Origin of the sequence: Roseburia sp. OM02-15 (assembly GCF_003481835.1) — a bacterium.
GTDB lineage: Bacteria > Bacillota > Clostridia > Lachnospirales > Lachnospiraceae > Eubacterium_I > Eubacterium_I ramulus_A.
Window position 1 is genome coordinate 18,750 of record NZ_QULX01000009.1, and the last position, 23,437, is coordinate 42,186.

24 protein-coding genes are annotated in these 23,437 nt (G+C 43.3%); 3 read left to right on the forward strand and 21 right to left on the reverse strand.

Annotation, left to right across the window (positions count from 1 at the left end):
• Positions 1-191: 191 nt before the first annotated feature.
• From DXB15_RS09960 to DXB15_RS10045, 18 genes are all read right to left on the reverse strand, one after another.
• Complete coding sequence (locus DXB15_RS09960; RefSeq protein WP_118702872.1) at positions 192-2,036, reverse strand: nucleoside-diphosphate sugar epimerase/dehydratase; 1,845 nt, start codon at positions 2,034-2,036, stop codon at positions 192-194.
• 179 nt (positions 2,037-2,215) lie between these two features.
• Positions 2,216-2,863: a hypothetical protein gene (locus tag DXB15_RS09965; RefSeq protein WP_118702873.1), complete on the reverse strand. Its 648-nt coding sequence runs from the start codon at positions 2,861-2,863 to the stop codon at positions 2,216-2,218.
• A 90-nt stretch (positions 2,864-2,953) separates the two neighbouring features.
• Entirely contained in the window at positions 2,954-3,934 is a 981-nt protein-coding gene (locus tag DXB15_RS09970; RefSeq protein WP_118702874.1) for an LCP family protein, read from the reverse strand.
• Between the two features lie 4 nt (positions 3,935-3,938).
• A complete protein-coding gene (locus DXB15_RS09975; protein WP_118702875.1) occupies positions 3,939-4,709 on the reverse strand; it encodes a class B sortase in 771 nt (256 codons plus the stop codon).
• Entirely contained in the window at positions 4,687-5,454 is a 768-nt protein-coding gene (locus tag DXB15_RS09980) for a YveK family protein (protein ID WP_118702876.1), read from the reverse strand. The genes DXB15_RS09975 and DXB15_RS09980 overlap by 23 nt, the downstream gene beginning before the upstream one ends.
• Before the next feature lie 29 nt (positions 5,455-5,483).
• On the reverse strand, positions 5,484-6,197 hold the full coding sequence (locus DXB15_RS09985) for a CpsD/CapB family tyrosine-protein kinase (protein WP_118702877.1): 714 nt from the start codon (positions 6,195-6,197) through the stop codon (positions 5,484-5,486).
• 3 nt (positions 6,198-6,200) lie between these two features.
• The gene (locus DXB15_RS09990; RefSeq protein ID WP_118702878.1) at positions 6,201-6,932 is read right to left on the reverse strand and encodes a CpsB/CapC family capsule biosynthesis tyrosine phosphatase; all 732 of its coding nucleotides are present in this window, start codon (positions 6,930-6,932) and stop codon (positions 6,201-6,203) included.
• 259 nt (positions 6,933-7,191) lie between these two features.
• Positions 7,192-7,692 (reverse strand): nucleotidyltransferase family protein, encoded by a 501-nt coding sequence (locus DXB15_RS09995; protein ID WP_158582243.1) that lies wholly within the window; start codon positions 7,690-7,692, stop codon positions 7,192-7,194.
• 57 nt (positions 7,693-7,749) lie between these two features.
• Entirely contained in the window at positions 7,750-8,994 is a 1,245-nt protein-coding gene (gene glyA, locus DXB15_RS10000; RefSeq protein WP_177957906.1) for a serine hydroxymethyltransferase, read from the reverse strand.
• Positions 8,995-9,447: 453 nt separating this feature from the next.
• Positions 9,448-9,882, reverse strand: coding sequence for a flavodoxin (locus DXB15_RS10005; RefSeq protein ID WP_109214867.1), 435 nt, complete (start codon positions 9,880-9,882; stop codon positions 9,448-9,450).
• Between the two features lie 153 nt (positions 9,883-10,035).
• Entirely contained in the window at positions 10,036-10,623 is a 588-nt protein-coding gene (locus DXB15_RS10010) for a DUF3793 family protein (protein WP_158582244.1), read from the reverse strand.
• 165 nt (positions 10,624-10,788) lie between these two features.
• Positions 10,789-11,067 (reverse strand): DUF2325 domain-containing protein, encoded by a 279-nt coding sequence (locus DXB15_RS10015; protein ID WP_109214865.1) that lies wholly within the window; start codon positions 11,065-11,067, stop codon positions 10,789-10,791.
• A 197-nt stretch (positions 11,068-11,264) separates the two neighbouring features.
• Positions 11,265-11,741 (reverse strand): cyclic pyranopterin monophosphate synthase MoaC, encoded by a 477-nt coding sequence (gene moaC, locus DXB15_RS10020; RefSeq protein WP_109214864.1) that lies wholly within the window; start codon positions 11,739-11,741, stop codon positions 11,265-11,267.
• A 12-nt stretch (positions 11,742-11,753) separates the two neighbouring features.
• Positions 11,754-12,788, reverse strand: a complete 1,035-nt coding sequence (locus DXB15_RS10025) for a molybdopterin-binding protein (RefSeq protein ID WP_109214863.1) — start codon at positions 12,786-12,788, stop codon at positions 11,754-11,756.
• A 24-nt stretch (positions 12,789-12,812) separates the two neighbouring features.
• Positions 12,813-13,301, reverse strand: coding sequence for a MogA/MoaB family molybdenum cofactor biosynthesis protein (locus tag DXB15_RS10030; protein WP_118702881.1), 489 nt, complete (start codon positions 13,299-13,301; stop codon positions 12,813-12,815).
• Between the two features lie 171 nt (positions 13,302-13,472).
• Complete coding sequence (locus tag DXB15_RS10035; protein WP_118702882.1) at positions 13,473-14,462, reverse strand: alpha/beta hydrolase; 990 nt, start codon at positions 14,460-14,462, stop codon at positions 13,473-13,475.
• Positions 14,463-14,570: 108 nt separating this feature from the next.
• On the reverse strand, positions 14,571-15,563 hold the full coding sequence (locus tag DXB15_RS10040; RefSeq protein WP_118702883.1) for an aldo/keto reductase: 993 nt from the start codon (positions 15,561-15,563) through the stop codon (positions 14,571-14,573).
• 55 nt (positions 15,564-15,618) lie between these two features.
• Positions 15,619-16,551: an AEC family transporter gene (locus DXB15_RS10045; protein ID WP_158582245.1), complete on the reverse strand. Its 933-nt coding sequence runs from the start codon at positions 16,549-16,551 to the stop codon at positions 15,619-15,621.
• Positions 16,552-16,902: 351 nt separating this feature from the next.
• Between DXB15_RS10045 and mscL the strand changes: the two genes are divergently transcribed.
• Both mscL and DXB15_RS10055 read left to right on the forward strand, forming a co-directional pair.
• Positions 16,903-17,373, forward strand: coding sequence for a large conductance mechanosensitive channel protein MscL (gene mscL / locus DXB15_RS10050; protein ID WP_109214859.1), 471 nt, complete (start codon positions 16,903-16,905; stop codon positions 17,371-17,373).
• 180 nt (positions 17,374-17,553) lie between these two features.
• Positions 17,554-18,864: an alpha-amylase family glycosyl hydrolase gene (locus tag DXB15_RS10055; RefSeq protein WP_118702884.1), complete on the forward strand. Its 1,311-nt coding sequence runs from the start codon at positions 17,554-17,556 to the stop codon at positions 18,862-18,864.
• 211 nt (positions 18,865-19,075) lie between these two features.
• On the opposite strand, the gene DXB15_RS10060 is transcribed toward DXB15_RS10055, so the two are convergent.
• Positions 19,076-19,534 (reverse strand): NUDIX hydrolase, encoded by a 459-nt coding sequence (locus tag DXB15_RS10060; protein WP_109214857.1) that lies wholly within the window; start codon positions 19,532-19,534, stop codon positions 19,076-19,078.
• 514 nt (positions 19,535-20,048) lie between these two features.
• Between DXB15_RS10060 and mobB the strand changes: the two genes are divergently transcribed.
• Entirely contained in the window at positions 20,049-21,197 is a 1,149-nt protein-coding gene (mobB, locus tag DXB15_RS10065) for a molybdopterin-guanine dinucleotide biosynthesis protein B (protein WP_118702885.1), read from the forward strand.
• Positions 21,198-21,759: 562 nt separating this feature from the next.
• Here mobB and DXB15_RS10070 read toward each other — a convergent pair.
• Positions 21,760-22,662 carry a dihydroorotate dehydrogenase gene (locus tag DXB15_RS10070; protein ID WP_109214855.1) on the reverse strand — a complete coding sequence of 301 codons (903 nt, stop codon included), beginning with the start codon at positions 22,660-22,662 and terminating at the stop codon, positions 21,760-21,762.
• Positions 22,662-23,432, reverse strand: a complete 771-nt coding sequence (locus DXB15_RS10075) for a dihydroorotate dehydrogenase electron transfer subunit (protein WP_109214854.1) — start codon at positions 23,430-23,432, stop codon at positions 22,662-22,664. Before DXB15_RS10075 ends, DXB15_RS10070 begins: the two co-directional genes overlap by 1 nt.
• Between the last annotated feature and the right edge of the window lie 5 nt (positions 23,433-23,437).

The following is a 23,437-nucleotide window of genomic DNA, read 5'->3' on the forward strand; positions in this document are numbered from 1 at the left end:
TCTGTCTTCATTCAGGCAGATTGGTAGCGTTCTCCAATATGACATTTACCTCAATAAACGCGACAAAGCGACGATTTATCCTTAGTAAAATCTTATAAATTTGTATTTTGTATGAAAATCCCGGATCGTAGCAAGATACATTTCATATCTGCCTGCCACAATCCATTTCCATATTAACTAACCAGTAACAATTAATCTTCTTTTTCCTTCGGCATCTGGTAAGTCGGAACGATTTCCTTTACCATTGCCCGGATTGCATCGCTGTCATCGTTTGCAGCATCCCGCAGTTTGATGAGCTGATGCATGAATTTTTCTTCATCCATATCAATTGGTTTACCAATATGAATCATTTTGTTTTCTGTATCCTGAAGTCCTTCCTCATCCATCAGAAGCTCTTCATACAGTTTTTCACCGGGACGAAGTCCGGTGTATTCGATTTCAATGTCCTCTCCCAGTTTATAACCGGACAGACGGATCATATTTTTTGCAAGGTCTGCAATTTTTACAGGCTCACCCATATCCAGAACGAAGATCTCTCCGCCTTTTGCATAAGCGCCTGCCTGAAGTACCAATGATACAGCTTCCGGAATCGTCATAAAGTAACGAATGATATCCGGATGTGTAACAGTAACCGGACCACCGGCAGCGATCTGCTTTTTAAACAACGGAATAACACTTCCGTTACTTCCCAGTACATTTCCGAAACGAACAGCAACGAAGTCTGTTTCATAGAAATGATTTAATGTCTGTACGATCATCTCGCACATACGCTTGGAAGCGCCCATGATATTCGTTGGGTTTACCGCTTTGTCAGTAGAGATCAGGACAAATTTCTTAACATGATTTCTTCCTGCTGCGGATGCTGTCTTATAAGTACCAAATACATTATTTTTGATTGCCTCGTTCGGGCTGTCCTCCATCAGCGGTACATGCTTGTGCGCTGCTGCATGGAATACAACATCTGGTTTGTATTTCTTCATTACGCCATTGATACGATGTGTATTTCGCACCGAACCGATCAGTACAGTCAGATTCAGTTCCGGATGATTCCATCTGAGTTTCTGCTGAATATCATAAGCATTATTTTCATAAATGTCAAAAATGATCAGATGCCCGACTTCATGCTCTGCCAGCTGTGTACAGATCTCACTTCCGATGGACCCGCCACCACCGGTTACCAACACGTTTTTTCCTTTGATATAGCCAAGGATCTCATCCAGATTGACTTCGATCGGATCACGTCCCAGAAGATCTTCGATCTCCACATTTCTAAGTTTTGACACATTGACTTCACCGTTGACCAGCTGATAAACACCCGGAACGGTCTGAATCTGGCAGTCAGTCTCTTTACAGATTTCCAGAATATCGCGAATATCTTTACGATCTGCGGATGGCATTGCCAGAATAATTTTGTTGATCCGGTATTTTTCTACAGATTCCAGAATCTTATCGCGACCACCTTCGATCAGAACGCCATCCAGATATTTGTTCCATTTCTGCGCATTATCATCAATAAAGATTTTTACCTTATCGGTCAGATAATAACTGTTACGATACTCCCGGAGAAGTACCAGACCTGCTGCACCGGCTCCGATAATCATAATATTCTGCCGCTCGGTATTTCCCTTGGAATTATCTGCTTTGATTCGCATGCGTCGAAGCAGACGATACATCATACGAATGGATGCGGTGAATCCAAATACCAGGATCCAGCCGATCAGATAGAAAGAAATCGGCATCCGCATGATCGCTATTGAAAATACAACACCGGTCAGAACGCAGGCAACAATCGATGCCACACAGGTTTTCAATATCTCATTGATTCCCGCATAAGACCATACGCTTCGGTACAATTTTGCGATTACATAGCAACATACCAAAAGAACCGATGCCAGTACGATATAATACAGATAGCCCTCAATATACAGCTTCGGTATCTTAGAATACCTCATATCGAATCGCAATAATAATGCCAGACCATATGCTATGATCACCGCCAGAATATCGGCAATGACAATCAATATTTTTTTCCTCATCTGCTTTAACTCTCCCCTATTTCTTTTACACCATAGAAAAGAAATCTATCTCACGTCACTCCTCTGCTGCAGATCACTTTTCTATAATGTAAGACTTTGTCACTGCAAAATTTTCTCACACATAACAGAAGAATCCATGTTGCAGGATTCTTCTGTCTCTTCACTTCTGTCAAACCTGATTATGCACGTTTCTTTTTGTATGTTACACACATACCTGCTGCAGCAACTACTGCGGCAATTACAGCGTACATCATTACTGGTGAACTACCGGTTTTCGGAGAAACGACCTGGGAACCGGAACCATTTCCGTTTGCACCATTTCCACCATTTCCGCCGTTACCAGAACCATTTGCATTCTGTACATAGAATGCTACCGGTGAAAGTCTGTCGAATGTAACTGTTACAGTTCCATCACCAACAGTCGGATTTTCCTGATGCCAGCTTCCGTCATAATAGTGAAGCACGATAACTTTACTGCTTGCTGTAACACCTGCGATCTTGAATGTAAGTGTAACCGGGAATTTAACATTTCCAATTACTTTTACGTCACGCAGAAGTGCAAGACTGTAATTTGCTGCTGTTGACTGTCCAACGACACTTGCTAATACTGCCTGCGAATCAGCTTTGATTGCATCTACCGCACTCTGCTCTGCAGCATCATAGTTTTCAGAAACAATAATGTCAGACAGATCAACCGCATTGCCATCTGCATCTTTTGCAGCGGTAACAATGTCAGCGTTTGCGGATGGACTTGGAGCTGCAAATGCAGTCACTGTCATTCCTACTGTCAGTACAGCAGCCATTAATAATGCCACTACTTTCTTCATAGTTTTCTCCCTTCATAATTTATTTGTAAAAAGTGATAGCAGATCTGCTACCCTGTTTACAGCTTATCCTTTTGTCTGTGTATGTTCCGGCTATTCCACCGGTTTGTAATATGTCTCAATCAACTGTTCCTGCAGCTGATCTTCATTGACATGAAATTCTTCATACTTTTCTCCCATTACACTTTCTCCCGGAAGATACTGTACTTCATCCGTCAGATAATTGTAACTGCTTAATGCATCAATCTGATCGGAATCCAGGTCGGTGACAATATACCGATCTAAAAATGGAGAAAGTATATCATACATTGCGCTGCCGCCACGACTGCGCATCTGCCGAACCATTGCCGTGATATAAGATACCTGACGACGCATACGATCTGAATTGCTGTCAAACTGTTCGGTATCACGATATCGTACATAAGTTTCTGCTTTTTCACCTTTCAGGCAGATGGCCTGTCCCGACTGAAACTCAGAATCGATCTGTGCATCGGCATCCGTCATGGTGACGGTCACTCCACCAATGGCATCGTTTATTTCTGCAATTCCATCTACGGACAATGCCAGATAACCATTGATTGGCAGGTTATAGAGCAGGTTTTTCACTGTTTTCTCTGTTGCCCAACAGCTTCTGCTTCCACCGATACAGTAAGCATACTGCGTCGCAAGCTGTGCGTCAATAGCACCGTAAGACTCGCCATCTGAGCTGTAAACATCCACTTTTGTCATGGTGTTACGGTTGATCTGGAGAATACGTGCTTCTTTTGTCTCTTTATTAAGAGATAAAAGCATAATACAATCCGCCTGTCCCGCATCCCCGGGCATATAACTGCTGTCGATATCTTCTGCTTTATCAATGCCAAGGAACAGTATGTTGATCAACTGATCATTGTAAGTATATTTTTTGCCATTCCACTCTATCTCGTTGGTACTTGCCTGCGATACTTTGCTTTCTGCCAGAACCTCATCCTGCGCTTTTTTCTGTCTGGAATGCAGCATCAGGAAAAATCCGACGATCAGTATCAAAACGATAACCACGATCACATAAATGATCTTCTTTGCTTTTTTTTTCATACGCTTACTGTACCTCTGTCAATATTGCACATACCAGAAAACGCTGATCATGATTTCCATTGCAGGTTGATAATACCAGCATTTTATCATCTGTCGTTATCGGAAGCGGATCTTCGATCCAGGTTGGCATATTACGGACTTCATACAAAGAATCTAAAAAAGCCTGATATCCTTCGGTTGTATTGCAATCATAATTATATAGAATATGTCGGTTATCATAGGTTACCGTTGCAAATACACGATAGCGATAAATGTGTTCCGGAGTATAGATCTCGATTGTTTCATGCTCTTTTCGAAACGTCTCATCCTGAAAATCTTTCAGTCTGCTAAAAAAAGAATCGTTCAGCATATTATGACCATATACGACCGTCACCGGATCTTCGGAAAACGCATGTGGATTATAACTGTACTCTGTCATAATGGATCCCGGAAGACCTTCCTCCCCGTCTACGGTACGGTACAGATAATAATCATCATCTCCCTCTTTCTGGAGGATCGGATAATCGATCGGTGTATCCGCAATTCGAATCCATGCATAGATATCCGGATTTTCTGCCTGCAAAGTTGCAAAATCCACCGGAATCTGCACGGGTTCTTCCTCTGCTGATACTTCAGGTTCTTCCGTTACAGATGTTTCCACTTTTTCGCGCAATTCTCTGTCTTTTATGTTTTGCAAATGATTCCTTACTGTAATGAAAGCAATGCATCCGATCGCAGCAAGAAATAGGATCAGAAATATCCAAAATAATTTATTATGCTTTCTTCTTTCTTCCATGTCTGCCTTTTTCGTTCTTTTCTTCCTGTTTGCTGTAATAAGCAAGTTCTTTATCTACCGGGATAACACCAAGTACGGTAGCATCCAGATATGTCTGAATATCTTCTTCTGTCTGGATTCTATCATTCATCATGTACAGGATCACATAAATTGCTGCTACCAGAACAAGTCCTGCCAGAATACCTACGGCAAGGTTCTTGCGCATTCCATTGTCCATCGCATCGGATGCAACTTCCGGATGCTCAACGATGGTAGGCGGATCTGTCTGTGTAATAGCTGCCATCTGGGCAACTGCTGCTGTCGTCACCGCATCTGCCACTTCATAAGACAGTTCCGGATCATCACTTGTAACTGTGATTGAGAGCATTCGTGTGTCTTCTTTGTTTGCCACACTGAGCATGTTCTGGATCTGTCCACGGGTAAGGGTGATATTTTTATCTTCTTTTAAACTTTCTACTGCTGCGTCAACAACCGGTTTACTACTGGCAATGATCGTAAAATCGGAAGAAAGCTCACTTCCTAACTGAAGATCTGCCATTGAGGTAATACTTGTTGTCTTACTCAGCATGTAGAGGGTGGATGTTGACTGATACATCGGAGTCTTTAAAAGGGTCATGCCTTCTGCCAGGATTCCTCCAATGATCGCACCCAGTAATAAAATTTTCCATTTCTGTATTAGGTAGAAAAAGAGACTCAGAAGATCAATCTCCATCTCCTTTTCTTCTTTTAACTGATCTTTATTCATCTTACGTTACCTTCCGTCTCCTTCGTATTCTATTCTTCTGTGTCCTGACCATAGTTACCGTATCCATATCCGTAACCATAACTATATTTCTTTCCATAGCCGTAGCGATTGGTTCCTTCACCGGCTTTGTTCAGAATTACACCAAGGAAATTTGGATTTGCGTTGACAAGCTGCTCTTTTACAATTTTTGCAGCTCTGCGGCTTACAACGTTTGGTGAAATAACTAAGATAGAAGCATCTGCTGATTTTGCGATCAGAGCAGCATCTACAACGGCTCCCAGTGGCGGAGTGTCGATGATCACATAATCAAAGGTCTGTTTCATACCGTCGATCAGCTTTGCATATGCTTCTTTATTTAAAAGTTCGGTTGGATTCTTCGGGAATCTTCCGGTTGGAATCAGGTACAAGTTTCTGATGCTTGTTGCATATACGATCTCAGAAGCCTCACTTTTTCCAGCAAGATAATGGCTCAGTCCTTTCAGGTTTCTTGAAATTCCTGTTCTCTTTGCCATCATAGAATTTCTCATGTCTGCATCAATGAATAACACCCTCTTATCTGTCTCTGCCAAAATTTTTGCCAGATTGAAAGAAACGCTTGATTTTCCATCATCCGCAGCACAACTGGTCAGACAGATTACTTTATTCTCCACACCAGTAAACTCCAGATTGGTACGAAGTCTTCGATATATTTCTTTCATAACAGGAGACAATGTTGTTTGTTCTGTTATGGTTAATTCCTGCATCTATTATGCTCCTTTCTCCTCTATGTAAAATAATGATTCGGGATTCTGTGCAAAGATCCGTTCTACTTCTGCGGAACCGTATTTTTTTTCTACCAGTGTCATACTTTCCCGCATATGTACCTGACGCTGATCTGTATTATGGGCATCGCTGGCGATCAGATCCACCAGTTTTTCCTTCAACAGCTTCTGACAGAAATGCTTTGTGCGAAAACCGGTCTTTCCAAGGATACTCTCACAGTTGATCTGTACGCTTGCTCCGGCTTTTCGGATTCTGCGGACAGCATCCTGATTCTGCAACGCCCGGTAGCGCTCAATATGTGCCAGCACAGGAATCACCTGTGCCTCCTGCGCCATCAAAACGGTCTGAAAAATCATGGCATACTCTGTCTCATATCCAAATTCCAGTAAGACAACTGGTCTACCTGCCATGTAATATCTGCTGTCCGACAGAATCTTCTCTGCCCGGTTTACAGAACTCACAAAACATTCGCGTCCCAGATACAAGTGCATAGACGGAAACGTCTCTTCGCAGTACAGACGTGTTTTCTCATACACCTTCTGAATATCTTCAAAGCCAATTTCAAACATGCCTCTCCGATAATGTGGCGTAACGATCAGATGTCGTATTCCCTGCTCGTACTCTGCCTGCAGCAACGACATCGTCTCCCGCATACAGCTGGATCCGTCATCCACACCCGGCAGAATATGATTGTGTATGTCCCAATATCCTGTCATAAATCAGTACCGCCTCCTGCAATTCTAAGACTCGCATACTATGCACAACTATACTATAGTTTATCTTTTTCGACACGAAAAGTCAACCAATCCGCATTTTCTTTTTTATTTTCGGCAATTTCGCCAACTATATATTTAAGAGTCTCATTTTCTTGTTACTTTTTCAAAGCATCGCTCCACTGTCCGTCTACCAGGTTTAATTTATCCAGCATCCCACGGATTTTCTGCCGCGTTTCCTGATCCACAGAGCGATTTACTTTCAATTCTGTGACTGTCCGGTTCCACCTGCCATCTCGTACCGATAATCAGATTCTGATTTTGCTGCATGTGCCCAGATTTCCCTGGTCTGTAACGCTTGGATCAGATCTGTACGGATCAGATTGCGGTGTAATTTCACATGCACGCACTCATCTCTCATAAAACTGATATCTTTCTTATCGCCGCCTTCACGGGAAAAACCGCATATTTCCATTAAAACCTGTGACGCGCGCTTCACATCCTGCTCATGAACCAGGATATCAATATCACCGCTTGTGCGAAGCCATGGTTCCGGATATTCCTCACGCAGTACGGACCCTTTCAACGGAAGAAATGGAATCTGTTTTTCTGTAAACACTTCCCCGATTTCCTGTAACGCGTAATCCTGATTCATATAGCGGTAAAGTGCAAGATTTTCCTGCTGTTTTAGCTTTTCTCCTAATTCTCCCTGTGGCATTCTGCCTGCCCGTTCCAACGCTACCGAAACAATATACGCCTTCAAAAAAACTCCCAATTTTAAAAATCGGGAGTTTTTCATATCATTCTGATATTTTACTGATTATTTTTTCAGCGGATATTTCTCTGTCAGTGCATCTACGATAGCGCGAGCTTTTGCAACGCCTTCCTCGCCTTCTTTGATGACGATGGAGATTGCCTCTGCAATCTGATCCATATCTTCTGTGTTCATGCCTCTGGATGTAACGGACGGTGTTCCAAGACGGATACCGCTTGTTACAAACGGGGACTTCGGATCGTTCGGGATGGTGTTCTTGTTTGCTGTGATATGAGCCTCATCCAGAAGTTTCTCGATGGCTTTTCCTGTCAGTTCAAACGGTGTCAGGTCAACCAGCATCAGGTGGTTATCTGTACCGCCGGATACGATCTTGATACCGCGGTTCATCAGTCCTTTGCAAAGTGCCTGTGCGTTATCTACGATACCCTGCTGATAGGTCTTGAAGCTATCCTGAAGTGCTTCTTTGAAGCAAACAGCTTTGGCTGCGATAACATGCATCAGCGGACCACCCTGGATTCCCGGGAATACTGCTTTGTTGAAGTTGAAGTTATTTTTCTCCATGGACTCTTTGGAAACAAGGATCATGCCGCCTCTTGGTCCACGCAGTGTTTTATGCGTGGTAGTTGTAACAACGTCTGCATAGTGGATTGGGCTTGGATGAAGTCCTGCTGCTACCAGTCCTGCAATGTGTGCCATATCTACCATGAGGTATGCGCCGCATTTGTCTGCGATGTCACGGAAACGTGCAAAATCAATGGTTCTTGCGTAAGCACTTGCGCCTGCGATGATCATTTTCGGTTTGCACTCCATAGCAATCTCTTCTACTTTATCGTAATCGATAAAGCCTTCATCGTTTACACCGTAAGGTACGATGTGGAAGTATGTTCCGGAGAAGTTTACCGGGCTTCCGTGTGTCAGATGTCCGCCATGATCTAAGTTCATACCCATTACGGTATCACCCGGCTGAAGCAATGCGAACTGTACTGCCATGTTTGCCTGTGCACCGGAATGTGGCTGTACATTAACGTACTCAGCGTCAAATAATTCTTTTGCACGCTCAATGGCGAGATTCTCAACGATATCTACACACTGGCATCCGCCATAATAACGTTTTCCCGGATAACCCTCTGCATATTTATTTGTCATGATGCTTCCCTGTGCTTCCATAACTGCGTCACTGACCCAGTTCTCGGATGCGATCAGCTCGATGTGGCTGTTCTGACGGTCCAGCTCTGCTTCGATGGCTGCAGCGACATCTGCATCAACTACTTTTAATTCTTCTAAATTCATCACTTTTTTCCTCCTGTTTCGTAGGTTCCCAACTCGATTTTTCCCATTTACTCTCTCTGGCGAAAAATCTTTTTCTATCATAGCCCAGATTTTGCAAAAAAGCAATACCCAGACTTCAACGATTTGTCGTGTGAAATTTTTAACATTACAGTTCACTCATCATATGTATTCAGATATCGATCATGCTTGCACGAGAAGATATCTTGGTACATACTGATGAAGGAAACGCCTTTTTATGAGCAAAAATAGTAGCATAGCTACGAAGAAGCCCTAAAAGGACGTTTTGTGAATGGCGCGTATGAACTGTAATATTTTTTTACACCAAAAAGACCGCCATTCGCCAGCGTGATCCGGGAACGACGGTCTATCTCTTTTTGAAAGGGTGGTTTTCAACCAATTAATTTATTCAGGGGTTAAATATTATTGTAGTATGATCTGCACTTTGTATATTATTTATGCATTTGCAGCTAAAGCTTTTCCTGCTGCTTCGCATGCTGCCTGAGCATCTGCATCCGGTGCTTCGTTTGCGATGATACCTTCTTCTTCGATCATCTCTGCGCCTGCGCCTGTCATCTGCTCAACCCAGTTACGCATCCATTCGCCATCACCCCATCCGTAAGAACCGAATAAAAGGATTTTTTTGCCGGATACGCTGCCAAGGATCTCATCTACGAATGGCTCCATGGAAGATTCCTCTAACTGCTCTGCTCCCATAGACGGGCATCCAAGTGCGAATGCTTTTACATCTGCGATATCTGCTGCACTTGCGTTCTCAACCGGGATGATTTTTGCCTCAGCACCTGCTGCTGTAACACCATCTGCAACGCTCTGTGCCATTGCTGCTGTATTTCCTGTACCACTCCAGTAAATGATTTTTACTTCTGCCATTTTCTTTGTCTCCTTAATTTAACTTTTTTATTTTATGCTGCACATAGCCCCGGCTGCTGATAACCAGTATCCGTTGGCTTATATACAGTATTAAACGTTTTTACTTTTTCGTCCGTTGTCATTACCACATTTTTCCAGGTTTTTATGTGTTTTTTAACAGGCAATCTCTTTCATCTGTTTTCCTGCCATAAATTCTACAACGGCACACTCTTTTGCATTATCGTAAGCCTGAAAAGTCTGTTTCGCCTGTTCTACATCGCCATATACTTTCCAATATCCGGTGTAGCGGCTGTCTTTTCCTTCATGAAGGATAAAACCTCTGACATCTTCCAACGGATATCCAAGGAAAATTCCCATTTCATGTGGATAACTTTCTGCTCCCTGTGCTGACAGGGAAACTCTCTGGCTTAAATGATTCAGACAAGCATCCACATCTGTACTTTCATAACCATATGTATGTAAAAATACTATGGCCTGTGGATCTGCCAGACATTGCTGTACTTCCTGTTCCCGGTATACGTAAACGACTGCACGCCCCATTCCCTGGCAAAGACATCTGACTTTGATCCCGGTATTTTTGAATACGGAACGTACAAATTTCAGATATGCTGCCGGAACGGTAAACATGGATGACATTTTTACGTTTTTTAACACCGGTGCACAATGCAGGATGATCTGCATCATCAGGCTTTCTGTCATCTTTCTGCTGGAAAGTCGATGTAATACGGCTTCTGTTGGCATGTCTTGTCTCCTCCTATATCTAAATACTCCCCTTGTTGTCATATTTCTCTCATCTATTGATCTATTTAAGAAATCATTGATCTGTTTGAGAAATATTATTTACGCTTTTTGTTTTCATTATGAGTTTTTATGATCTCATTTCTTTTTCAATACTTTATTTTAAAATTAAGCGTACTGCTCAAGGATTCCGTTTAATGCGCTGGCGCTGCTGCTGTGGGAACGCTCAACAATAATATTTTTGCGTTCTGCTTCTGCAACTGCACAATGTACCATTTTATGAGAAACAGTAGATGTGAAAAGGATCAGCAGATCAGGGCTGCCAATTTTATTTTTCAGATCTGTTTTCATTTTGGTAAATACTTTTGCTTTACATTTATACTGCTTGCAGATCTGTTTGTACTGCGTTTCCATTCTTTCATGCCCACCAATAATTACAACGCTCATGTTAGTCTCCTTCATTTTTTATTAGCATATTCTAACCTATGTTTTTAAAAGAAGGCGGAGCCTTTATCCGCCTGACATTCTATCTACGATATCCTAGTTGTTTGCTCAGATATCTTTTGCATGTGGTTAGTATACTTTAACCCTCTTGATCCGTCAAGAGGGTTAATGATAGTGTTTTCTCATTTAGTTAGTTTTTCTTAACTTCTAACATAATGACCGGATTTTCCGCCATCTTTTTCCAACAGCAGGATGTCTTTGATCACCATGCCACGGTCTACTGCCTTGCACATGTCATAAATTGTTAACAGTGCCGCGGAGACTGCATGCAGTGCTTCCATCTCGATTCCGGTCTTTCCGGTTGTTCGCACAGAAGCAATGGCTTCAATCTCTGATACTTCCGGATGCAGTTCAAAATGAATGTCTACGCCGGTCAGTAATAACGGGTGGCACATTGGGATGATCTCCCATGTTTTTTTTGCTGCCATAATTCCAGCTACCTGTGCGACTGCCAGTACATCGCCTTTTTTTATTTTTCCATCTGTGATCAGGGTAAAGGTCTCCGGCTGCATGCAGATGTGTCCGGAGGCAATGCCGATTCGTTTTGTGTCGGCTTTCTCCGATACATCGACCATTTTGGCTCTGCCCTGTTCGTTGATATGCGTTAATTCTGCCATGATTCCAACTCCTTACTTTCCAAAACCACAATTCGGGAAGGTACAGACGCCACAGTTCAGACACAGACCGCCTTCCCCCAGTTTTGCAATATCCTCTGCGGTAATCTCATCATCTGCCATCACACGCGGCAATACCAGATCAAAAATCGTACGTTTTGCATACATAACGCAGCCCGGAAGTCCAAGGATCGGGATGATTCTGCCATCTGCTTCGTTCTTATAATAGGAAACAAGCATCATTGCGCCCGGAAGCACCGGTGCACCGTAGCTTACAACTCTTGCTCCGGTAGACATGATTGCCCACGGCGTACAGTCATCCGGATCGACACTCATACCGCCGGTACAGATGATCAGCTCAGCGCCTGCTGCAATCTGTTTCTTGATTGCTTCCAAAATATGCTCTTTTTCATCATCTACATAAATCTGGTCAATTTCCTCTGATGGAAACTCTGCCAATTTTTCGCGGATAACGGGACTGAAGGTGTCTTTGATGCGTCCCTTGAATACTTCACTTCCGGTTGTGACAATGCCATATTTTTTCTTTTTATATGGAAGAATCTCAAAAATTGGTTCGGTGCCTCCTACCTCTCTGGCACGCTCCATTTTTTCTTTTTCAATGACCAGTGGAATGATTCTAGTTCCTGCCAGCTTGTCTCCCACTTTTACCGGGAAATCACCATGGCGGGATGCGATCATCATCTCCCCAAGGCTGTTCACTGCCACCAGCGCATCCCTGCGAATTTTTAACACGCCGTCAATATCTGCGATCAGTTCGATTTTTCCCTCTTTGATATCAGACGGATGCATGTTTGCACCTGCACAGATGTCGTAGAGAATCTCAGCAGCTTCGTTTTCATGCCATTTGGTATCATCTTTTTCCCATACATATAGATGCTCTTTTCCAACGGACAACAGCACCGGAATATCTTCTTCTTTTACCACATGACCTTTGCGAAATACCGCATCTTTGGTCACGCCTTTTATTATCTGGGTAATATCGTGGCAGAGTACATGCCCTACCGCGTCTTCTGTCTTGATCAGTTTCATAATATCCTAATATCTCCTAAACAACTATTTTCTGGCGCACTCGGCGTCATTTCCAAGTAAAATATCCAATCCATGCTTCAAAGATGGCAAAATGTAGTTCAACGCCTCGTCTACTGCCTTCGGACTGCCCGGCAAGTTGATGATCAATGTTTCTCCGCGGATGCCGGCTGCTGCCCGTGACAACATGGCGCGCTCTGTAATAGTCAGAGAATATTGTAAAATTGCCATCGGAATTCCCGGTACTTCCCGCTCAATCACCGCTTTGGTTGCTTCCGGTGTCACATCGCGTTTGGAAAAACCGGTTCCGCCGGTGGTCAGTACAAGCTGAATGTTATCTTCACTCATAGCGACCATTTCTTCTGACAGCATCTGCTGATCATCCGGTAAAATCACTTTTTTTGCGATCTCATATCCATGCTGTTCCATAATTTCAGCGATTTTTGCTCCACTGAGATCTTCGCGCTCTCCGTGGTAGCCTTTGTCGCTGGCTGTAATAATTCCTACCCTTATCATTGCATTGCTCCTTTTTTATCGTCTTTTTTTATTTTCCCTGCCTTTGAGTATACCATACGAATACGCGAATGTCACACATGAACGGTACAATTTCGTTATCACATATCCACAACATGTCTATTGCTTTATATAAACAAAACCTGAAACCTCCTTCATCGGATAAAAAACGCCTCAGGAGCAAAACTCCCGAAGCGCATTTTTATAAGCCTCATTATCTACCAGATATCCGGTTCCATGCTCTGCCCCTTCCACCAGAAGCACCTTTTTCGATGCCCGGCAGTTTTCGGCAACTTTCACAGTCATTTCCACCGGAACGTTACTGTCTGCGGTTCCATGTACCAGCAATACCGGAATTGTATTGTTTTTCATCACTTCCGGCACAGATAATTCTTTCAGCGAATAATGTGCCAGCAGACGACTCCAGATACCGATTGCAATGGTCAGTAGCGTTCCTTTGCAGTGATAAGTCGTCCGAATCCGCTTTTTGATAATATCATATGGAGAAGAAAATGCACTGTCAGCAACAATGCCGGTGACATTTTCCGGAAGTTCCATGGAAACATTCAGTATCTCTCCAGATGAACTATTTATTTGAACCTGCTTGTTCTCATGATGCGCAGTCGACATCAACACCGTAGAAGCTCCCATGGATAATCCCGCCAGAATGATCTTCTGATCGGTTCCGAAACGGTTTGCGATATACTGCGCCCATAGACAGCCGTCGCGGCTCTCTAAGACACCAAAACCAATGTATTTTCCTTCACTTTTGCCAGCTGCCCGCTGATCAATATGTACGATGCGGTTTCCACATTCGTAATATACATGAGAAGATGCGGAAAAATCCACCTCCGGATGCGTACGATAACCATGAAACATCAACACCGTTCCTTTCGCTCCCGGCTGATCCATCAGGCGCGCATGCAGCTTTAAGCCATCCTCGGACTGAATGTAGATATCCTCTGCTTTCTGCTGGTTGATCCAGGCAATTCCTTCCTGAATCTCATCATAATACTGATCCCAGGCGGTGCCTTTTAGGGCTTCCCGGTCATTGATATTCAATTCATGTCCACGACAGATGGCGGTTCTGAATCCGACATATCCGATGGCAAACCATCCACATATAATTACTGCAGCAATGATACACACTACAATCCACACCATGTTTTTTACTCCTGTTGTTCATTTTCATAAGGAAAGCAGATGTTTCCACCTGCTCCCCATTCCTTTTCTATCGTATATTTCTACAAGAATGCCGGAGCATTCTTGAATCTAATTCCCGGAAATTTCATCGATCAAGCGGATCTCTTCATCTGTAAATCCTGCGCTTTCAATCACTTTGATATTATCTAAAATCTGCTGCGGCTTGGATGCTCCAATCAGGACACTTGTCACCACATCATCTTTTAATACCCATTTCAACGCCATCTGCGCCAGACTTTCACCACGCTGTTTTGCAATCTCATTCAACGCCTGAATCTGATGTATCTTGCTGTCTGTAAACTGCTCTTTTTTCAGGAAACGACCATCGGTGTTGACACGGCTGTCTGCCGGAATGCCATTCAGATAACGATCTGTCAACATGCCCTGCGCCAGTGGACTGAATGCGATGATTCCCTTGCCTTCTTCCTGCGCTGCCTGTTTCAAACCATTCTGCTCAATGGTACGATCAAAAATAGAATAACGGTTCTGATTGATCACAAACGGACAATGCAGTTCTCTCATGATCGCTGCCGCACGTTTCATCGTCTCACCATCATAATTAGAAATACCTGCATACAGTGCTTTTCCACTTTTTACCGCCTGATCCAGAGCTCCCATGGTCTCCTCCAGCGGTGTATTCGGATCCATCCGATGATGATAATAAATATCGACGTAATCAAGTCCCAGTCTCTGTAAACTCTGATCCAGGCTTGCCAGCAGATATTTGCGGCTGCCCCAGTCGCCATATGGACCTTTCCACATATCGTAACCGGCTTTGGTACTGATGATCAATTCATCACGGTATGGTCTGAAATTCTCCTTCAGGAGTTTTCCGACATTTGCCTCCGCACTGCCGTACTCCGGACCGTAATTATTTGCCAGATCAAAATGTGTGATACCATTGTCAAAAGCAGTAAATACCATCTGACGCATGTTCTCGTAAACACCTGTGTCCCCGAAGTTGTGCCAGAATCCAAGGGAGACCTCCGGAAGCTTCAAGCCACTGTTTCCACAGCGATTGTACACCATTTTGTCATATCTTGTTTCTTTTGCCTGATACATGATACGCTCCTCCTCACGATAACTTTTGCTCTATGTCAGACATTGTACCACTACTTTACGCTCCCAGCAATACCGCCATGATCGGTATCGTCACCAGTGACACAATGGTAGAGATCGCCACACCAATAGATGCCGACCGGCTCTGTCTTGGATACGGTGCCGCACCCATTGCAACCAGAGAAGCCACCGGCATTCCTGCACCAATGGTACAGATATTGATCAGTGTCACGTCTTTTGTTACCAGATGCATGAAGAACCATACGATCACCGGCATCACTGCCAAACGGATTGGAAGCATCGGCCAGATTCCACGTTCCTTTTTAATTTCACCAAAGGATGCTGCTGCCATGGACGCTCCAATGATGATCATGGATAACGGTGTTGTGATATTTCCAACGAATCCCACGCAGGCATAGAAAATATCCGGCATCGGAATATTTGCAAAATAAATAACCAATGACGCAACGGAGGCAATAATTCCGTTATTAATGAAACTGCGGAAATTCAGTTTTTCCTTTACAAAATTTCCGGACTCGATAGCCGCATCTTTTTTCAGCAAATGCAGTCCCATAGAGAAAAACAGGATACTGAACGGCATGTTAAAGATCGTGATATAAAAAATCGCACTGTCGCCATACAGAGCCTGTACGACCGGATAACCCATGAAGGAGTTGTTTGAAAAAATGAGCATACACATGTATGTTCCACGCAAATGCGCCGGTACACGCATGATTTTTGTAATGATCCAGGCCAGAATCGGAAAGATCACGTACATTACCACGCCTGCCAGAAACAGTTTCAAAACCATCCCTGTATCATCGTGTGAAACCGTAGAAAGACTGTTTAAAATAATACACGGACAGGTGATCTGCACGATCATACTGGAAAGTTTTGCATTTACTTCTTTGGTCAAAATGTTCTTCTTAAACAGATAAAAACCAATCAGCATTGCAATTAATAGTTTACACATCGTAGTAACAATTGTCATAGCTTCATCTCCCACTTTCATTCAATATTATATCATAAGCAAAACCGGCTTATGATCAACATTCGCCGGTCGTCAATCATGCAAGCATGTTGACTCTCTTGCGCTCATTATAATCATATATTATGCAACATTTTCTCTATCAAAGTGTATCATAGCTTTTTGCGTTTGTCACCACTAATCCTGGTCTTACCAGTTATATAGCGTCATTTTCCACAATTTGCTCAGAAATTGCCGAATTTTAGCTGTTCTATTGTACACAAAGCCAATAACCTATGGTATACTTATTTCATTACGGTCGCGATGATCTTTTTCAAAAAACACATCGCCATACATAAGGAGGATATGTAGTATATGAAAAAATTCATTCAGGAATTCAAAGAGTTTGCCTTAAAGGGCAACATGATGGATCTTGCCATTGGTATGATCATCGGCAGTGCATTTACCGGCATCGTAAATTCTCTGGTAAATGACATCATCAATCCGATTCTCGGAATTTTCACCGGAAAGATTGATTTTTCCAATCTGTTTCTCACTCTGGACGGTTCTCATTATGAGACACTGGACGCTGCGGAAAAAGCAGGTGCCGCTGTATTCAAATACGGTTCCTTTATCTCCAACGTGATCAATTTTATCATCATGGCACTGGTTGTCTTCTGTATCGTGAAGTTTTTGAACAAACTGCGCAAACCGGCACCGGAAGCTCCGGCAGAACCGACCACAAAGAAGTGTCCGTACTGTATGTCTGAGATCAGCATTGAGGCAACACGCTGCCCGAACTGTACATCATCTCTGATCGATGTAGATGCAGCAGATCTGAAATAATAGATCAGACAACGTATGCCCCTGCCTTTTAGGGTACGAAACAAAACAAATGTATCCAGAGCAGAGGTATTAAATTTTATGATTTCAAATTCAGCTGTTATTTATATAGGAAAATCTCGGTGCTCTTGTGTAAAAAACAGACTGGATCTTATGTATTTTTAAGAAATGAGGGCTTGAACTATGTGGGCTTACGAAAGTGTATTTTATCAAATTTATCCATTGGGATTCTGCGGAGCACCTTTTGAAAACGACGGTGTGCTGACACCTCGCATCCGAAAGGTCATTGACTGGATTCCACACATCAAAAATCTCGGTGCGAATGCCATTTATTTTTCACCGGTATTTGAATCCGATACTCATGGATACAATACCAGGGATTTCCGAAAAATTGATGTGCGTCTCGGCACAAATAACGACTTTGCCGATGTCTGCAAGGCATTACATAAAGAAGGCATCAAAGTCGTATTAGACGGTGTGTTCAATCATGTCGGCCGCGGCTTCTGGGCATTTCAGGATGTGCTGGAAAAACGCTGGGATTCCCCGTACAAAGACTGGTTCCATATCAGTTTTGACGGCAATTCCAACTACAATGACGGGCTCTGGTATGAGGGCTGGGAAGGCAATTATGACCTTGTAAAATTAAACCTCTGCCATCCGGATGTCAAACAGCATATTTTTGACAGCATCCGAAGCTGGGTGGAAGAATTTGATATCGACGGTCTGCGTCTGGATGTGGCTTACTGTCTGGATGAAAATTTTGTCCGGGAACTCCGGTCCTTCTGTGACAGTCTGAAACCGGATTTCTTCCTGGTAGGAGAAATGCTTCACGGCGATTACAACCGCCTGATGAATGATTCCATGCTGCATTCTGCCACAAACTACGAATGTTACAAGGGACTGTTCTCCAGCTTCAACTCCATGAATATGTTTGAGATCGTACACTCTCTCCTGCGTCAGTTTGGTCCCGAAAACTGGACACTTTATCGTGGCAAACATCTGCTCTGCTTTGTAGACAATCACGATGTCAGCCGTATTGCCAGCAATCTGACCAATGAGCATCATCTGCCGCTGATCTATGCCCTCTGTTTTGGTATGCCGGGTATTCCATGCGTTTACTACGGAAGTGAATGGGGTGCAAAAGCAAACAAAAGCGAAGGCGATCCGGCTTTACGCGCCTGCTTCGATGCACCGGTTGAAAATGATCTGACCGCATGGATTTCCAAACTTGCTGCTGCAAAAAAGGCAAGCAACGCCTTAAATTACGGTGATTTCCGTTCTGTCGTACTGACAAACCGCCAGTGCATTTTTGAGCGAAAAACAGATTCTGAACGTGTTTTCGTTGCCATCAATGCAGATGGCGAACCGTATACCGCTCATTTTGATGCCGGATGTGGTACCGCCATCGACCTGATTACCGGAAATAAACATGATTTTGGTGGTGGCAGTGAACTTCCTCCGTACAGTGCATTTTTCTGGAAATGTGAATATTAAATATCTCATAAATTAATAATTAAAAGACAGATTTGTTTCTATATAGATGACTTTTCTTCATAGTCATATACGGAAATAAATCTGTCTTTTTACTATTTTTCCAATTTAAACCTATCTGTAATTTGACATGCAAACTTTTACGTATCCTGCACGCATTTAAATACCAGACTCATTATGTTCTGCATTATTTTTTAGTCTCTGTAAATCATTTTTATGTAAAGAACTTCCATTTCGCCAGTCTGTCCCCCTCATATTCGACTTTTAATGAAAAGAATGATGGATTTCCGGATAGCAGACGTTCTAAAAACAAATGGTCACCTTCCCAGGTTGGAAGTGATAACACTTTTTCCTTGTCCACCCATTCCAACGTTCCCTCGTTACACTCAATTAAATTGCCCTCAAATTCCGTTGCCGTAAAAAGATGCATGTATTCATCTTCCCATTCATCAGAACAGAACGTCACAATCCCACGAAACTGGTACTTTGTCAAAGTCAGTCCTGTTTCTTCTTTTACTTCACGGATCACACACTCATCCGGTGATTCTCCCGCTTCAAACTTTCCACCGACACCAATCCACTTGTCGTGATTTTCATCTTTTTTCTTTTTCGTGCGGTGAAGCATCAGGTATTTTTCATCTTTTTCTATGTAACATAAAGTTGTAAGACGCATAATATTTTCTCCCCTTTTTCTATTGCTTTTTGTTCATCATTTGGAATATACTCGATATATGAGCTTCCGAATTTCTGAAACCTGATGGTTATTAAGATACTTGTACCGTTATGCAGAATCATAACTGTGTGCATTTAGGATAACACAAAAGAATAGACGTTGCAGCTATTTTTTTATTTCAATTTATCTCAGTCGAGAAGACTCCCACTTCTGCAAGTGGTGAGTAATAACAAGTCTTTCTCAGTGGGAGTACAATCTCCGACTGAGATAAACGCTCCGCGGGGGCGCACATTGTCTGGGAGACAATGGTTTTGCGCCGACCGGAACGAAGTGTAGATGTGCAGTGATTCTGAGAAGAATATGTCAGCTTTCGCTGACCAGAATCACGCACCAAGTCTCACGTGCGTTCGACTTGAATTTTACCTCGTACATTTATTATATACAGCCAACGCTTATGTCTGCATAAAGAATCAGTCAGACACATTCGCGTCTTGAAAATTAAGGAGATAATTATATGACACATGCACTTGTCCTTCTCTGCGGAGGACTCAGCACACGTATGGGCACAAACAAGGCTTTTCTGCCTTTTGGTGAATACACTCTGATTGAATATCAGGTCCGCCGCTTTCGCCCGAATTTTGAAAAAATATATTTATCCGTTCCGAAAATGACGGATTTCTGGATGAATCTGGCAGAAAAACTGGTTTGTCAGGCAATTCCTGACCGCATTGAAAAAATTGGTCCGCTGGGAGGATTGTACAGCTGTCTTTCTGCTGTTTCTGAAGATTTGTTGTTTTTCACACCGGTAGATGCACCGTTTACAAACACGGATGCCGCCCTTACATTATGCCAGACGTTGGAACAGTCTATTGACACAGTTCCTGAAAAATATGCCTGCGTGCTTGTTCATCCAACCCGTGGCAAACAGCCGCTTACCGCTGCCTATGCAAAAACATGTCTTCCAAACATTGAATGCATGATACAGATGGAAAACTACCGTCTGCGTCAGCTTCTGACACCGGAGCACACTATCATCGCTGATATTCTTGTTCCACAGGAGCATTTTTATAATATGAACGACATGCCATCCTACTATCATGCCCTGCAGATGCTGGCAGAAAAACAGCCTGCACTGTTTCCTGCGGATTTTGTCCCGCAAACAGAACAGACAATTCCTTATGTCTCATTCTCTGCAAAATCAGGAACTGGAAAGACAACTTATCTGGAAAAACTGGTTGCCTGCCTGAAAGAAAAAGGGCTTCGTATTGCACTGATCAAGCATGATGCTCACGGTTTTGAAATTGATCAGCCTGGTAAAGACAGTTATCGTCTGCGAAAAGCAGGTGTGGATACTATGATTTTAAGTGGTCCGGAGCAAACTGTACAGATACAGACACATGCTACCGGAGAACCTTCTCTGAAACAGTTGCTTTCTGAGATCCACGATGTAGACCTCATTTTAATTGAAGGCTACAAATTTGGCTCCCAACCAAAAATCCAGTTACTACGCAAAGATTATAATGAGACACCGGTTGGCAATCTTGAAAATACCATCGCATATGTTGCCAATTTTCCATATGCGCCTGCGCCAGGAAATCTTCCAGTCTTTGATTTAAATGAACCAACAGAATTGGCAGAATACCTAATTTCCCGGTTCATTTAGCCTTTAAATTCCTGTTTGTCATTGTTTTGGCTAAAATTTTAATATAATTAAGAAAACGAAGAATCCTGTCAGAAAGCTAGACGTTCGCTACCTTCATTTCACTGCAGTTTCATCGCGCTCACTCCCACCTCCTATAAAAGCTGGTCGGTTCACGTTCGCGCAAAACCTTGTGAAAATCAGTCGCTCACTGAATCGCTTTTCCTGACAGGATTTTTCGTTTTCTCTATTTACGCTGTGAAATAATCAGCCATTCTTTACTCTATGTAAATCTGCGCATGCGACATAACGAATATTTTGTCATCAGCTTGTGTGCATGCGTGGCACGCGGTGCCGGCGCGTAAATGGAACAAAGATGGAAAAACTCCAAGGCAAGGCGGTAGACGGATTTCCGTTATCGAAGCGAGCATAGTCCGACCGCGTGAGTGTGTCTGAGCCAACAGCTGTTTTTGCTGTTGGTGAGTTCGCGGAAGCGGTCGGAAATAAGCGGCGCAGCGAAGATAGGAAATCCGGCGTGCCTGCATTGGAGTTTTTTCATCTTGTTCCTTAAACGACAAACAAGATTTTATTTTACAGAACCAATAAGTTCATTGATATCCGCAACCCCATGCATCTGCATATACTGCTCAATACCATCCACGATCTCCATCGTCACCATCGGATTTGCAAAATTAGCAGTTCCGACACTGACAGCAGTTGCACCAGCCAGCATCAGCTCCAGCGCATCCTCTGTATTCTGGATACCACCCATTCCGATAATCGGAAGTTTTACAGCATTTGCCACCTGATATACCATACGTACGGCAATCGGATGTACCGCCGGGCCGGACAGGCCACCGGTTTTATTTGCAATCGCAAAAGTACGTTTGTTGACATCAATCTTCATACCTGTCAGAGTATTGATCAGTGACAGCGCATCTGCGCCGCCTGCCTCTGCTGCCTTTGCCATCACAGTAATGTCTGTAACATTCGGGCTTAATTTCATGATCACCGGCTGTTTTGCATGTTTTTTCACTTCTCTTGTGATTGCCTCAACAGCTTTCGGATCCTGACCGAACGCGATTCCGCCCTCTTTGACATTCGGGCAGGAAATGTTGATCTCCAGCATATCGACCGGCTGATCTGCCAGACGCTCTACAACCTCACAGTAATCTTCGGTGGATTTTCCACATACGTTTACAATGATCTTTGTATCATATTTTTTCAAAAACGGAATGTCTCTGGAGACAAACACATCAATCCCCGGATTCTGCAGACCAATGGCATTGAGCATGCCGCCGTATACTTCCGCAATACGCGGAGTCGGGTTACCCGGCCACGGAACGTTTGCCACACCTTTGGTGACTACCGCGCCCAGACGGTTCAGGTCTACAAATTCAGAAAATTCCTCACCGGAACCGAAGGTACCGGAGGCAACCATAACCGGATTGTCAAATGTTACTCCTGCAATCGTTACTTTTGTGTTCATTACAGTTCTACCTCCTCTGCTAAAAATACCGGTCCCTCTTTGCAGACACGTTTGTTATGTACATTGGTATGTCCATCCACTTCTTTGGATTTGCATACACATGCCAGACATGCGCCGATGCCACATGCCATCTTCTCTTCCATAGAAATCCAGCATTCAATATTGTTCTCAGCTGCATAATTTTTCAATGCGCGAAGCATAGGAGTCGGACCACATGCATAAATTACTTCTGCATCTAAAGCATTTTCACGGATCGCATCCAGCACGTTTCCTTTTGTTCCAACACTGCCGTCCTCTGTGGCAATGTAAACTTCACCCTGTTTTTTAAACTCGTCCAGAAGGAACATATCGCTGTTGCGGTATCCAAGGACGATCTGTTTCTCACAATTTAACTGTTTTGCAAGCTCCAGAATTGGCGGAATTCCGATTCCACCACCGATCAGAAATGCTTTTTTCCCTTTTAACGGGAAACCATTTCCAAGCGGTCCCATGACGGAGAGGTGATCTCCGGTCTGTTTTTCAGAAAATTCTGCAGTTCCCTTGCCTGCGATACGGTATACCAAATGCAGGGAAGAATCTTCTTTGTCAATCTCGCAGATACTGATCGGACGCGGAAGTAATCTGCTTCCGTCGTCACAGTAAATGGAAATAAACTGTCCTGCCTTTGCATACTGCGCAATTTTATCTGTCTTGATCCACAGGCTGTAAATCGCCGGAGCAATCTGCTCCTGGCTGATAACTACCGCCTGCTCTTTAAATTTTTCTGCCATGTTGT